General features: G+C 38.2%; 10 protein-coding genes and 1 tRNA gene. 5 read left to right on the forward strand and 6 right to left on the reverse strand.

The window, feature by feature from the left end; all coding sequences use genetic code 11:
- The first annotated feature begins 71 nt into the window (after positions 1-71).
- The 3 genes from TY21_RS10345 (at position 72) to TY21_RS10355 (ending at position 3,481) form a co-directional block, all read left to right on the forward strand.
- Positions 72-145, forward strand: a tRNA-His gene (locus TY21_RS10345).
- A gap of 25 nt (positions 146-170) precedes the next feature.
- Positions 171-965: an undecaprenyl-diphosphate phosphatase gene (locus TY21_RS10350; RefSeq protein WP_042243487.1), complete on the forward strand. Its 795-nt coding sequence runs from the start codon at positions 171-173 to the stop codon at positions 963-965.
- 8 nt (positions 966-973) lie between these two features.
- Positions 974-3,481, forward strand: a complete 2,508-nt coding sequence (locus TY21_RS10355) for a DNA translocase FtsK (protein ID WP_042243439.1) — start codon at positions 974-976, stop codon at positions 3,479-3,481.
- 111 nt (positions 3,482-3,592) lie between these two features.
- Here TY21_RS10355 and TY21_RS10360 read toward each other — a convergent pair whose 3' ends face one another.
- Positions 3,593-3,979 (reverse strand): hypothetical protein, encoded by a 387-nt coding sequence (locus TY21_RS10360; protein ID WP_039383996.1) that lies wholly within the window; start codon positions 3,977-3,979, stop codon positions 3,593-3,595.
- 169 nt (positions 3,980-4,148) lie between these two features.
- Between TY21_RS10360 and TY21_RS10365 the strand changes: the two genes are divergently transcribed.
- Positions 4,149-4,922, forward strand: coding sequence for an MBL fold metallo-hydrolase (locus TY21_RS10365; RefSeq protein WP_042243442.1), 774 nt, complete (start codon positions 4,149-4,151; stop codon positions 4,920-4,922).
- A 166-nt stretch (positions 4,923-5,088) separates the two neighbouring features.
- Here the strand turns inward: TY21_RS10365 and TY21_RS10370 are convergent, their stop codons facing one another.
- Positions 5,089-5,880, reverse strand: coding sequence for an SDR family NAD(P)-dependent oxidoreductase (locus tag TY21_RS10370; protein ID WP_042243443.1), 792 nt, complete (start codon positions 5,878-5,880; stop codon positions 5,089-5,091).
- Positions 5,881-5,968: 88 nt separating this feature from the next.
- Between TY21_RS10370 and TY21_RS10375 the strand changes: the two genes are divergently transcribed.
- The gene (locus TY21_RS10375; RefSeq protein WP_042243449.1) at positions 5,969-6,301 is read left to right on the forward strand and encodes a multidrug efflux SMR transporter; all 333 of its coding nucleotides are present in this window, start codon (positions 5,969-5,971) and stop codon (positions 6,299-6,301) included.
- 864 nt (positions 6,302-7,165) lie between these two features.
- Here the strand turns inward: TY21_RS10375 and TY21_RS10380 are convergent.
- From TY21_RS10380 to TY21_RS11590, 4 genes are all read right to left on the reverse strand, one after another.
- Entirely contained in the window at positions 7,166-8,176 is a 1,011-nt protein-coding gene (locus TY21_RS10380) for a hypothetical protein (protein ID WP_042243453.1), read from the reverse strand.
- Positions 8,177-8,272: 96 nt separating this feature from the next.
- On the reverse strand, positions 8,273-10,198 hold the full coding sequence (locus tag TY21_RS10385; RefSeq protein ID WP_042243456.1) for a hypothetical protein: 1,926 nt from the start codon (positions 10,196-10,198) through the stop codon (positions 8,273-8,275).
- Between the two features lie 35 nt (positions 10,199-10,233).
- Positions 10,234-14,610, reverse strand: coding sequence for a hypothetical protein (locus TY21_RS10390; RefSeq protein ID WP_042243459.1), 4,377 nt, complete (start codon positions 14,608-14,610; stop codon positions 10,234-10,236).
- Entirely contained in the window at positions 14,573-15,169 is a 597-nt protein-coding gene (locus TY21_RS11590; RefSeq protein ID WP_042243462.1) for a hypothetical protein, read from the reverse strand. Before TY21_RS11590 ends, TY21_RS10390 begins: the two co-directional genes overlap by 38 nt.
- Positions 15,170-15,187: the final 18 nt, after the last annotated feature.

Below are 15,187 nucleotides of genomic sequence, written 5' to 3' on the forward strand. Positions count from 1 at the left end.
TCCTTAAAAAATATGGAAAAACCTGTTGACCTAAATAGCTATTTTAAGTTAAATAACTTGTTTGTTATGCGGCGATCGTAGCTCAGTTGGTTAGAGCGTTGGATTGTGGTTCCAAATGTCGCGGGTTCGAATCCCGTCGATCGCCCTTTTTTACAAGTCAAATAACTGCTGTGTCAACAATTGAAGCAATTTTCTTAGGATTCGTTCAAGGTATTACCGAATTTTTACCTGTCAGCTCTTCTGGGCACCTGATTTTAGCTCAATACCTGTTAGGCATGAATAATTTCAAAGATCTAATTACTTTTGATCTTATCTGTCATTTGGGGACGTTATTAGCCCTCTTTATTGCCTTTTTCAAAAAGATTAAAACACTTTTAACAAGTGAAAAAAAAGTGTTACACCTTCTTTTTATTGCTTTGCTGCCGCTTTTTCCTTTGGTATTTTTTCTTAAGTTCATTAAGGCTTTTTTTGATCACATTGAATATTTAGGCTATTTTTTTCTTTTTACGGCTGCTCTTATGTATTTAGGGGTGTGCTTTAGTAAAAAAACTTCTTCTGTTATAGAAATGTCGAAGCATACTTGGAAAGAGGCTTTAACGATTGGTTTTTTTCAAGCTATGGCTGTGTTCCCGGGAATTTCCCGAAGTGGAGCTACTATTTCGGCAGCACGCTTGCTAGGTTGGAACTATGAGCATGCGATCACTTTTTCCTTTCTTTTAGCTATTCCCACACTTATGGCTAGCATTATAGTCGAATTAGGACAGCTAATTTTAAAAAGAGACGAGTATAGCTTACCCGCTATCTCTTGGGCACAGTATTTAGCAGGCTTTCTCTTTTCCTTCCTATTCGGAATAATTGCCTTGCATTATCTTCAAAAGCTAGCATCTAAACGCCTATTTATGTATTTTATAGGGTATTGCCTGTTGGTAGGCATGGTAACAACTCTGTTTTTTAGAAACTTATAAGGGATCTTATGGCTAAAAAGAAAGCAGCAAAGGCAGCTTCTGAAAAAGCCCCTCCAGTGCCTATGCATAGCAGCATTTATGGAGTCGTTGCTCTTGCTTCTACGCTTTTAATATTTTTAAGCTTGGTAAGCTTTGCTTACAATGAACGCACACATCATTGGGTGGGGTTATTAGGCTATAGCATCGGCATGGTTTTTCATGGAATTTTTGGACTATCAAGCTACATCATCTGTGGCTTTTGTACATGGGCAGGTTGGAGGCTTCTGATAGATAAACCCATCCGCCATATCGGTATTAAACTCTTTTTTACTTTCTTGTTAATCCTTTCCTTCAGCATGATCTTAAACGTCGTCGAAGATCTTTACCCTTTGTTAGGCAATACCCTTAGCCAGTTTTTTTATCCTAATCTATGGATAAAGCGTCAGCGTTATCATCTGGGTGGTGCTCCTTTATTTTACCTCTATAAAGATCTACCTATCTTTAATCTCTATCGGTTTATAGGGGTCTCGGGCGTGATGGTTCTATTCACCAGTACTTTACTAGCGAGCCTGTTTTTCATTTTTAAGATTATGCCTCAAAATTTAATCTTAAGCATCTTACGCCTTTTTTCTAAAATTAAAGCTAAGCTATCCAAAAGTAGTTCAAATGCTTTGAGTGCTTTAGCTCCATTAGAAAAAAAAGAAGTAAAAGTGGAAGTGGAGGCTAAAAAAGATAGTGATTTCATGCGCTATGTTAAATTACGTATTCCTGGATTTTTGGCAAGCACGCATTCAGATAATACCTCTATAGCACAGGATCGCCCTCCTTCCCCAGAATTGTTAGCTATACGTCCAGAAATTAATTTGACTACACGTCCTTCTGTCTCTCGAAAAGAAAAAAATGAAGATCAACTTTCTTTTCAATTACCAGCGCAGCCTTTGCAAACGCCTCCTCTTCCCGCGAAAAAGAAAGAATTGGCAAATGAACAACTAGACAAAAGAGAAGCAGCCCTTAAGGCACAACGCGTGCATAATGGGGATTTTTCCGCTTATAATCTCCCCTCCTTTAATTTATTAACCAACCCAAAGAAATTTGACCAAACTTCTTTAAAGAAAGATTTAAAAAAGCAAGCTGAAGTGTTAGAAGAAACTTTGCTAAGCTTTGGCATTGAAGCTAAAGTAGGTCAAATTAATTGCGGACCTACCATCACCTCGTTCGAGGTTCATCCCGCTATAGGTGTTAAAGTTCAACGTATAAAAACATTAGAGAATGATATTGCTCTTAATATGGAAGCCAGATCGATTAGGATCATTGCTCCTATTCCCGGAAAAGCTGCTGTAGGCATCGAAGTGCCTAACCCCTCTCCTCAAGAAGTCAGCTTTAAAGATATGCTAACCACCTATCAGCAGGGTACAAAAAAGTTTCACATTCCTATCCTTCTTGGTAAAGCTGTGAATGGAGACTACGTAATGAGCGATCTAGCCAAGATGCCTCATTGCATTATCGCAGGCGCTACCGGTTCAGGCAAATCTGTCTGTATTAATACCATTGTCATGTCCATTGTGCTAAATGCTAGACCGGATGAGATTAAGCTTGTCATGGTGGATCCTAAGAAAGTAGAGCTGACCCCCTACACTCGCCTTCCTCACATGTTAGCGCCGGTAATTACCGAGCCCCATGGTGCTTGCGCTGCACTGCGTTGGATGGTAAAAGAGATGGAAAAACGCTACGAAATTTTAAAACAAACCGGTGTAAGAAACATTGAAAGCTTTAATAACCGTGTCATCAATAAAGACTTTGAAGATTCGTTAAATATCGAAGTTCCTGAAAAGATGCCTTATATTGTGGGAATTATCGATGAGCTCGCTGACTTAATGATGGTAGCCAGTAGCGACATTGAAACACCTATTGCTCGTATTGCCCAGATGGCACGAGCCATTGGTATTCATCTTGTCCTCGCCACCCAACGTCCCTCTCGAGAAGTGATTACGGGATTAATAAAAGCTAATTTTCCTACAAGGATTTCTTTTAAGGTTGCTAGCCGCATCAATAGTCAAATTATCCTTGATGAGACAGGCGCTGAGAGCTTATTAGGAAATGGAGATATGCTCTTTCTTCCTCCAGGTACTTCTCATTTAGTAAGAGCTCAAGGGGCTTTTATACGGGATGAAGATATCCACAGTGTTGTTAAATATATCTGCGATCAAGCCCCTCCTCATTATGTCATTGAGTCCTTTGATACCATCGGTTCCATCTCTATTGAAGATTCCGGTGGGTCACTAGCTTCTACGGATGCGCCCCAAGATGCTTTATATGACCAGGCACTAGATATCGTGCTCAGTACCGGCAATGCCTCTACCACTTTTCTGCAACGCAAGCTAAAAATTGGATACGCCCGTGCTGCTAGCTTAATGGACCAACTCGAATCCCAAGGGGTTGTAAGTCCTGCAGAAGGAAGCAAGCCGAGGAAGATCTTAGCAGCTAAGCAAGGCATACCAACAGATGATGATTTATTAGAGGAGGAAGAAAATTTTTAAATATTCAAATAAAAAATTTTCTTCTTACCCCCCTAACTTCCTTGCAAAGTTTAAAAGTTAGAGCTTCTAATTTTTGCTTTATCTTAAATCTTATGCTTTAATTTTTTTAGTTTATTCTTCGTCAGTATTTTCGTGTCGACGATGGGGAAGTCCTGTCTCAAGCATTTCTAGATCACTCTTAGCATAATCCTCCATAAAATTCCCCTCCGTAATATTTTCCACAAAAACAGCATTTAAATGCTGGAAATAACGGAGCTTTTTTGCTATGCGATCGCCTATTTTAGCTAAAACTTCTTCTTGGCCTTCTTTTTCAGAAGCTTCAAAGCTTCCTTCCAAACCATTTAATTGTTCTACCAAAAGTTCTTGCTTTTGTTGTAAAGGAGTAACTGCTTCTTCAGAAAATTCCTCCATCGATAAATCTTTTAAACCTTCGGCATTGCTCACTAGCTGATCTAATACATTTTCCATTTTTTCTAAAACTTGAACGGCTGTTTCCATGAGGTCTCCTCTTTATAATGTATGCATAGTTCTATGTATAATATTTGGTATTTAAATTAAACATTATGTTTTTTTAGAGACTAACCTCTTCATCTTTAGCCTTAAAAAACTTGCCTAAGGAAATGGTTATATGATAAAACGTTCCTCATATTGATTAGGTATGTTACAAATGATTGGTTTCTGTCCTCTAGCTTCAGGCTCGAAAGGCAACTGTGTTTACTTAGGAACGCCGCAACTTAAGCTTCTTATTGATGCAGGTTTAAGTGCAAGAGCCACCAAAGAAAAACTTGCCGAAATTGGGGTAGACTTTCGGGAGTTAGATGCTATTTTAATTACCCACGAACATAGTGATCATATTCAAGGCCTTAAAGTTTTAGCCTTAAAAATGGGCATTCCTGTGTTTGCCAATCATGAAACCGCCAAAGGAATTGTCGAACAATTACATGAATGTCCTAAGTTCAAAATATTTTCGACGGGCGAAAGCTTTGAATTTGGCGACCTTGAAATTCATCCTTTTAATATTCAACACGACACACTTGATCCTGTAGCATTTACCTTAAAGTTGGATGGATTAAAGCTTGGATTTTGTACAGATTTGGGATTTGTTTCCACGTTAGTCCTTCATCAATTACAAGCTTGTGATTACCTTTATGTAGAGGCTAATCATCAACCCTCTATGGTCCATGCCAGTTCACGGCCTATGGTGTATAAACAGCGCGTTTTAAGCAGAAACGGTCATCTCTCTAATGAAGCTTGTGCTGAGCTATTAAGCAAAGTTGCCCATCCTAATTTAAAACATGTCTACCTTGCCCATCTTTCTAGCGAATGCAATACGCCTGAAACAGCTCTTGGCGTGGTTAAAGATAAACTTCAAAGTTATGGAATTACTTTGGAGATGTGCGTAGCTCCCCAAGCTATGGTTAGCCAACCGATCTATTTTTAATTTTCTTTTACATCTAGCAAATAATTTTTTAATAAAATTCTTTAAATTATCTTCATTTTTCTAAAACAATAAAAAGCACCATGAAAGCCATGGGAAAGAGAGTTTAACTTTTTTCATCAGCTCCCTATCCTTTTAATGGCTATAGCTTAAAAAATTACTTCTTCAGCTAACTCTTTGTTTTTCCTTCTCCTCGATAAACAAGCGATACTGAAGCTTGATGAGTAGGATAAACCACCACATCTGCTAAATTGACATGGGGAGGACGCTTAGCCATAAAAAGGACAATCTCGGCCACATCTTCTGCTGTCAACGGTTGAATGTTTTCATAAACGGCATTGGCTTTATCCTTATCACCAGCAAATCTAACCAAGCTAAATTCTGTCTCAGCCATCCCAGGAGAAATCATCGAAACACGAATAGGAGTATTCACCAGCTCTTTCCTTAATGTATCCGTAATAGCTTTGACGGCAAATTTAGTGGCACAATATATTCCTCCTCCAGGGTAGGTATCATGACTTGAGATACTGCCTACATTGATGATATGCCCAGCATTTTTCTTAACCATGTGAGGAATAATCTGAGCACTAACATTGAGTAATCCTTTAATATTTATATCAATCATCTCATTCCAATCCTGCGTAGGCGTCTCCCATACCTTATTTAACCCTCTTACCATGCCAGCGTTGTTAATCAAAAGATCGGGCACTATAGAATCTCTTGCCAACAGACCCAATTTTTCTACCACCGCTTTTTCATCTGAAATATCCAATTCTACAGATAAGATCTCCACCCCGTATTTTTCTCGCAAAGAACTTTCAAGAGCCTGCAAGCGATCCTTGCGCCTAGCAATATTAATTAAGCTAGCTCCTTCACGTGCAAAGGCTTCAGCAAAAGCTGCTCCAAATCCTGAACTTGCCCCGGTAATCATAACTGTCTGGTTCTTAAAATCTTGTTTCATCGCGTTCCTTATGAATGGCAAATTTATTATTGAGCGTCATTTACTTTAATATCGTATTTGATTTATCGTACCCCTAAACGGGGTCTTTATGGAAGCATATCTTTATCTTTTAATGGCCATAGCCGGCGAAGTTGTAGGGACCAGTGCATTAAAAGCCTCTTACGGGATGACTAAGCTCTTTCCTTCACTAGTAGTATTAGTGGGCTATGGGCTTACTTTTTGGTCCCTCTCCATTGCTCTGAAAACCTTACCAGTAGGCATTGTGTATGCCATCTGGTCGGGACTAGGGATTGTAAGCATTATATTGATTGGGGTTTATTTTTTTAATGAAGCCTTTTCCCTGATGCATTTATTAGGGACAGCTCTTATCTTAGCTGGAGTCGCAGTATTAATGCTATTCACAGGCCCTGTCAGCGAATAAACTTAAAAAGCTATCAATCTTTCAATATTAAATAGAAAGATAGCCTAAGCTCCAATGCTAATAGACTTAAAGCAAATTTAATAGAATGCAAAGTTCAATGCATAACACTTATCAACATGAAGCAATAAAGAAAAAAAAGGAATGAAGCCTATTTTAAGCTTTCAAAAAAACATAAGAAAATGGCGCTTATGTTTTAAAGAATTAAAAGCTATCTTTCAAACCACCTAGAATGCCAATAAGGCCCCTTCCCTACAATTTTCCTCTATGGCAAACAGTCCTGCCACATTTATGAGACTGGCAGATGATGGGAGTATGGGAAAATAGCGAATTTATCGCATTAAGGCATCTCAAGAAAGTAGAAAAGAGCTTTTACCGCAGCAATAGGAATTGTCGCTAGCAACCTTGTTAGGCGGGAAAGGCGGCTCAAAAAGGCTATGTTGTAGCAAAAGAAATTAAAGGAAGGGCAAAAGATCTTTCGGCGGATACACAAGATAATCTAAGAAGAGCCCTCTCAATAAAACTCTCTCGAAATCCATCCAATCAACTCTAAACTATAAATTCCTGCGATTAGATTGAACCCTCCCAAAATCTTTTGCGCCTATGTGTTAACGATCGCCTATAATTTTGAATTGTGTTTCCTTTATTTTTATCACAGATGTCAGATTAAGTCCTATCCATTACAAATAACATTAAAGCTGGCAGTCCTAACCACCTGCCAGTTAATCCTTGTCTGTCAGTTCATGCACCGCCAGGGCATATTTAAAACCTTTATCCTTCGCTGACATGCTCTTATCCTCTATTAGAAAAAGAAGCACCACCAACATTTAGCCTGCCAATAGCCCTAGATTGGCGATTAACAAAAAACTAGATAATAGTTTCAGCTTCACCTTCCCTGCTTAGGGGAATTTTATTTTCTCTTAACACATCTTGCAGCTCTCTAAACTTAAATCCAATAGGATAACCACTTAAAGGATCCTCTTGTAGTACTTGCTTCCACTGGGCATATACGTTCCACATGTTTACATCTTCCGCCTCTTTACCCGGCCGAGGAATAGCTCCTTGGCTAATATATGAGACCGTAGAGATACCAGACATTAAAGATTTTTTCTCCTTAACCGCTTGCGTATCACCTTGTTCACCTCCTGATAAATGTTTCCCACACCCTAAAAAAACCGCTCCTAACACTGCCTCCGTTAACACATAATAATCGCCAGATTTTTCTTTCAGCGTATTGCTAATCGTAGCATTTCTTCTAAGTACGATAGGATCCATAACTCGGACACGCGGCAAAGTAATAAAAGAGCCCACCAAATAGATTTGACTTTCTGTCTCTAGCATATTTTCTATGCTGCTCGTTACAGCCCCTAACATGCTAGAGGAGAGAAGACTGGAGGGAGCATCTTGAGAAAACAACTGGGAAACAAACACTTCTATTTTTTTATGCAAATCTGTACCTGCATCTGTCTTTCTAAAAACAAGGTGCGACATTTTTTCTGAAGGGAAAGAACGCTCTTCAATCTTGACTTTAGAATAAGTGGGATCAATAGGAAGCATTTCTTCAATGGAAAAGAAGTGCCGCGACTCATATAATTTACTTATTTCTTTGCACACCTCCGTATAGTCATTTTTAATTTTATTTACCTTGGCGGTTACAATGTTTAACCTTGTTTGTTGCTCTTCTTTACTAGCTTGTTTATAAGAGGGAGAGGTTGTCATCTCAATTTTTTCAATATTTGCCCTCTCAAGTTCTTCTTCTAAGTTTAAACGAACTTTATTCTGCAGAGGCAATAAAAAATCCTTTTTCTTAATAATGCTTCCAAGTGCATAGCCTGGGTGCATAGGCAGTACATCTCTTTGACTCATGATAGCACTCATATAAGACTCCCTTGGTTTCTTTAAATTTTAAGTTAATTTAATGCGGCCAAGTTGGCCGCCAGAAAGATTAAAATTTATTAGGCTTATTTAGGTTCCTTAAGATGCTTGACCTTCCGTTTGCTTTCCTTTTGTATCTTTTTCAGGTTCCTGGGATGCTTGACCTTCATTTGGCTTGCTTTGCTCTGCCTCCTTAGCAGGAGAACTGAGTTCCTCCAAAATCTCTTTAATTTCTTCTTCGGTCAATTTCTGATAGTTAAATCCAATAGGTATTCCACAGTCAGGATCAGTAGTCATTTGGGTAGCAAAATTCTCGTAAGCTTCCATGACACTTTGAGCAGAATGAATATTTTGTTTCTCTTTTGTGGAAGTTAGTCCTCGATAAGTATTCATCACTGCGACCTGGGCATTTTCCATTTTCATACGACGCTTATAGACAACCATAGCTTTTTCTTTTTCCTTACCAGCAGCCATTATTTCTGCATCTCCTTCATCTTTTTTGCTCAATTCAAAGTTCGAAGGATTGAGATCCAAATGTTTCATGATCTCACGTTCAATAATCTCCCGTGCAAAAACAGGCATAGCACCTTGTGAAATAATTTCGATAGTTACTTTTGTGCCTGCTACGTTTCTTAATACATCATCTTCCGTTTGGATTCCATATTGGCTGGCATTGGAGTAGCCTGCCGACACTCCCCAATCCAAGAGTTTTACCCCACCCCTTGCGACAGTACTAATTTCACGCTCATTGGTGTATTTATCTAATCTCCTATTCATTTTTGACTCATTTAAGAAAGTCACAAGAGCTGTAAATGAGCCGCCTAATACCGCTTCTGTTAATAAATAAATTTCCTTGGTAACATTGTCTCTCTTTGAAATTCCATATCTATTAAGCTCTGCATCATCTGGGCTCTTCATAGCATCTAGAATAATTTTTAGCTTTCTTTTGTCATACTGGAGATCAGTAAAACAGCGCACATGGCGAGTGGTAGCAAGAGCGTTGATCACTAACACACCTTCAGCTATATCTTCCTTTTTGATTTGAGCCAAGCGTTCAGAAGCTGCGTTAGACGCAGCAATAGAGGCGCTGCCACCAAACAGCAGCCATCCCCCACCTGCTGAGGCGCTAGTAGCACTAGAGCTATGAGTAATTCTATCATGAATCTCAGAAAGCTCTTCCCTCATGTCGATGTATTGGGAACTGTAGTGAAGGCTGTCAAAACCTCGTGGCTGCACTTCCATCTGAGATCTAGCCATATCTATAGGAGATTCAACGCCCTGATAAAAATTTTCAAATATAGGAATCTCGCCGCTTTCGCTCTTTGCTAGCTTAACACTTAGCGCCGCTATAAGGTTTGTTGCCGCCGTCTTTTGACTTGTCCAACAGGTGATGAGAGGATCCCTAGAGTTACCTTGGCCTACTACATACTGCCTAGCTTTAATCTTAGCATTTAACATTTCAATTCTTTGTTCAGCAGACGTGATTTGCTCCATCATGGCTTCCTCGTTTGCCATTTTTTGAGCATACTCTTCCATTTTTATCAAAGTATCGCACCTAACGACAGAGCCCAGGGCAAGACCTGGTTGGAAGGGGATCTTGCCATTTCCGCCTCCCTTACCACTGACATGGACTAATACATGAGCGTAGCTTCCCTCTACGCCTTTTTCTGCAATTAGATGTGTATTTTCAAAAAAGCGCTTAATTTGGCTAACATCCTTCTGAGCAGTTAGTTCTGCTGGCATGCCTTTTAAGGGAAGCGGTAAGCTTTTACTTATAACATTACCCTGAGAATCTAAAAAATGAATAATAGCTGATAGGCCAGTTTGATTATTGTATAATACCTCAATTTTTTTATCATTTAGCAAAGACTTATACGTCCTAACATTCACTTCATTAAAATCGACTAAAGAAGCTAAGCCAATATTAGTAATGATACTGGCAGTGGAAGGCGCGACATTGTTAGGTCCGTAAGAAACAGGCATGGCTGCCTTGTCAGGTGATGCATTAAAATTAATAAATTGCATACTTAATCCTCCTTAAACTTTTGCATTTTGTTTTTTTATTGAGCAAAGCCTAGATCCTTGTTGCATTGCTCTTCTAATTCTTTAATATGGCTATCATAAGTTTCTATAAACTTTTTACATGTCTCTACCACTGCGCTTTTCTCTTTTCCCCTATGCTGGCCGACAACAAGTCCTGCAAATTTCCTTAAAAGCCCTGCAGTTTCTTTATGGGTTTGGATGATAATAGCAAGGTTCCTTTTTCTTTTTAAGGTCGCTTGAAGTTTCTCTTTTTCTGCTTTTTTTTCTCTTTTAAGAGACGTTGTTTTGGCTTCTATCCCCTTGTTATCTTTTAACTTTTCTATCTCCTGAATTGTATTTTTTAATCCCTCTTGCTGGGCTTTCAGCATCTTGCTTATTTGATCGGAGGCCAAACGATCACGTAATTGTTTTATCTCAGCTTCTGTCAGAGAAAGGTCTGTTTCAGCTTGCTTAATCTCATTTATTAATTGCTTTTCTTGTTGGATTTTCCCGCTGGCTGTTTCCCCGCCGTTTAGATCCAGATTCAGTTGCGCTGTTTTCTGCTCTAAAAGGTTTCTTTCTGCAGCCTTATTAATAATTGTCGCCTCATTATAATCAATATTGGGGAGACTATGAGAAATTTTAAACCAGGGAATTACATCACCCTTCCATTGAGTTTTAAAGCCGTACACAATTTTTTTTCCAGTTGGTGCTGCTTTTCTTCCTAAGTCTAGTTCATACCTATCACCTTCAACGGTGGCTTTATAATTACCGCCTACCCCCGACTGTTCAAATACTCTTCTCAAGTTCGCATCAGTAGGCACAAGTTTAAATTCCTTTTCAATCAGCACGGTATGCACCATCTCGCCTTTGTAATCTTTAGCTTTCACTTGCTCAGTCCTAATAATATCCCCTGGTAGCACCCTACGTATTTCGTTAAATGCCACCTCCCTTGCTCCAATTCTATAATATTCAAGAGTCATATCCTCTTCAGGAGCCCAAGCTACTTTCCACAGCTCTTCTATACGCGAACCTGTTGATAAATCTCGTATATCCTTATTTAGTTGGGCTATCAGATTTTCATTGGTTTGGATTGAGCCTCTAAGGCTTAAAATTTGGCTTTTCACTTCTTGCAAGCTATTTCTAGCCTTGCTAATTTTTTCCACGCAACTCGAAATCTTACTTTCTAAGTTAGATAAACGCTCAGACGAGCATTCCCTCATACGCCTTTGTAGATCAGCTTGCAAGGTAGCGTCCAAGCCGGCAGGATTATTTTGTGCTCTTTTTAAGCGATTAATTATCTCCTCTACCTTTTGTTGATAGGCACCCAATTGTCCTATTTTAGTTTTTCTATCGTTTTTTTCGTCTTGTAACTTTTTTAAACTCTCCTTCTTTTCTTTAATTTTATTATTTGAATCTTGAATGGATTTAGGAAGAATTTGTAAATAGGGCGTAAAGATATGCTGAGTCCAAGTATCGGTAGACATTTCAATGCATTTGCCAAATTTTAACTGCATGTCTCTCCCCTGCATAGCTGGTACATATTCGCTTTTAGCAATCCCTAGAGGGATACGCTTATATTTTTCCAATAATTCTCCTCTCTCATAATCATCCTCTATATCAATAAAATCCACTTGCCTCTTATCTTGCATATGCTTGATTACTTGCCAGATCTTGCCTCTCCTTTGCACCCCTTCAAATTCGAAGTAATCTATTTCCTCTCCAGATCTGTGGCTTTGTATAAGAGACTGAATTCTTCTCTGAGTTTCATTAAAAAGCTCGTTAATTCGAGTGCCATCTTTAAGTTTATTCACTATTTCTAGTGGTACTTGCGCTTGTTTAGTAATTAATAAATAGACGCACGAATTATCTTGAGGCTTATCAGGATTAAAAAGGAGAGGAAATCTCTCTTTTACTGTCTCAATGAGTTCAATGATTGCATTGGTTCGCTCTGTTAAAAAAGCATGGATAGGCACCACTACCACTATGGCTTCAATCTGCCTTGCTCCTTGTACTGCCAGATCCATGCTTAGATTAGAGCACATCTCGTAGTCTCCTCCTCGCGTATCGTTAAATCCTGGACAATCGACAAGTATAAGCGAAGAAGAGTCTTGTAGTGCATAGCCTTGGGCATAAAGAGTTTTAGACTCACTTAAGGATTGTCCAATGATTGGATAATTCTCTTTTCCTTCTTCGCTCTCCTTAATACGTACCACCTTATCACCAACGCGATTTAGAAAGGATTCCATTCCGGCACTCAGAAAATAGCTAACAGCCGTACTTTTGCCCGAGCCTGTACCACCTACAAAAAAGATGGCATCTTTATCTTTTATCTTTTCAATGTGCTGATACGCTTCCTGTAATAATTCCATGGTCTTAGAAACGACTACACTTTTCTCCTTTTCTATAAGAGAGGCATAATTGGCCTCCTCTACTAATTTCTTCAAAATATCTTCGGATCGATAGGTCATTTTTAAATCTTGAGCATATCTTTCAGATATGCTTGTTAAGTGATCGGCTAGATCTTGTTTTTGAGAAGCCAGCAGATTCCAATCGACTTTAGTGAGCTGGTGAGAGACTAAATTATCGATCAATTTCTCTAAAAGGTCAGGTTGCCGTACAAGCTCTGCTCGCAAGGCGTCAGTTTGTTCTTTAAGTTGATTAAGGTGAAATAATTTGAGTTTATTCTCATCTTTTTCATCTTTAATGCGAATCTGCTTATCAGCATTTGTGGGATTAATGCCAGAGATAGTTTTCTCTACCCTTCTTCTCACAAAATACATGGCATTTAACTCTGGAGGCGTATATGTATTCAATTTAATATATCTTTCCTTACGGGAATCCCATCGATAGACTTCAATTTTAGAGATCCATTCTTTCTCATCATAAGTAAGAGCATATTTCTTTTCGTTTGTTTTTCCATCGCTTAGCTCTATGGTTGTAGAGCTACCCGAGGTTGTAGAGCTACCCGAACGCGAAGGGAAAAACGAAAAGAAAAAATCACCAATACTATGCTGGGAAGGGCTTTTATCATGCTTGAAAGAGCTTATGAAATAATATCCTGGCTGAAGGCCAGTTTCTCCTTGTCGTTCAGGTGCACACTCGATTTTAAAAATTTCTTGGCTTGATAAAAGTTTGTTGTATATAGCTGTCCACAATTTATAACGGGGCTTTTCTATTATTTTTACTTTATAAGTATCTGGTGCAATGCGAACTTCGGACTGATCGTGCAAATGAAAAATAAGGCTATGGTCGCTTTCTTCTCGCAAGCATTTTACAATACTCCCGCTGTAAAGCTCTTCTGTATCCGGATTAGTTAAAGAAAAAGTTTTATCAACAAAGAAGTCACGGTCTTTATGCCAGTGGGTTACAATGCCATCTTTTGCTTGAGGTTTTTTCTTAATCACTTGACTTAGCAGTGTTTTAATGTCCTTATATTTACTTTCTTTATTCAATCGCTCGTTAACAACATCTTCTTTTACATGGTTGCTCTCTAACATGCTAATAACTTGGTTTCGTAACTCCTCCGCCCTTCCCTGGTTAATATAATAGATAATTTCCTTAAACTTATCATTTGGCAATTCTCTAATTTCGGGAAGTTTAAATAAAATCTCTAAAGGTTCCCAGATGGGATATTCATTTTCTCTTTTTTGATTAACTAATTGGCTTAAATCATTTTTGACGTGTTGAACGATTGCATCAGTTTGCTCTGGTTGTGATTTGGCCCACTCTATTATCTGCTTACTAAAGTCTTGAAAGTAATCCTTTGTATCTTTAGGTAAAGGCAGATCGGTAAATTGTTCTTCAGTGTATATGCCTTTAGTAGAATCTATGACATCCCGGGAAATTTGCGACAGTTTTTGCATTATATCTTTTAAGAGAAGAGGATTGGCTAAGTCAAGGAGATGAGTTTTAAAGTTTTTTAAGGCTTCTTGGTAAGGATCATAATCATCTAGCATGCCCCCTAACAGTTTACCGCTTACATAAAGCTTATATTCATCTTTGCTTAGCTCAGCAGTTCTTACGCTCACATTTTTAAAAAAACTAAAAAATGTTTCGACACTTTGAATAATTTTTAGCTCTTTAGGAAGGTTCTCTGGATAAATGTAAATAGGCTCACCCCTAACAGGTAAAATGTAAGCCATGACGGTCTTCTGCTTATCACCATACGTAAACTCAACTATCTGGCCATTAGTTGCTGGCAATCTTTGGACCCAATTTTTCCCTTTTATTTTATTTTGCCTACCAGCATTTGGAGTATCTAAACTGCTTTTTGCTAGCTTACCCACTAAAGCCACTTTTTCGTAGCCAAGTGCTGCTTTGACCTTAAGAGTATTTTCCCTAGCTTGCTTTTTACCTACATATGTGTGGTAAAAATCATTTTGACCTATTAAATAATTTTGATTGATTGTCATATGCCATTACCTTTTTGTAAGTTTTTCTTCTAGGCAATATATAATGCTTATTTTTAAGCACACATAAGCCTTGTATAATTTTTTTACTTTTTGAAGGCCACGAGATGATAGAGTGAAAGCATATAGACAAATAAGTACTTTGCCTAATTACTCTCTCATCGCTTGTTTTTAACAACTTTAGCTTAGACACAAGCTTTAGAAAAGCATGTAATGTGCTCCTAGTTTCAATAAGAACTGCCTGAGCAAATAGAAAACTTTTATGCGGGAAATAATAATCTATTGCTTTACAAATAAAATAAAATATAGAAAAGAAAAAACAATAAGGAAAAAGGTAGAAAGCTTTATTTTTTTTCTGGCTATAAGAAAAGTAAGATACTTTGCTATTTTTTTTCTTTTTTATAAAGAGAGAGGAAGGATTTATAAGAAATAGTGGGGATAATGCTTTCTTTCTTTCCGCTAGAAAGAAAGCGGTTTTATCAAGTAAATTTTTAGCAAGGGGCTTTATAAAATAGCTCACATGATTGAAGTCCCTTGCTAGGATAGCCGGAATCATTTTCATGATCTATCTCTTTGATTT

The sequence above is a fragment of the Neochlamydia sp. S13 genome (assembly GCF_000648235.2).
In the GTDB taxonomy this organism is placed as follows: domain Bacteria; phylum Chlamydiota; class Chlamydiia; order Chlamydiales; family Parachlamydiaceae; genus Neochlamydia.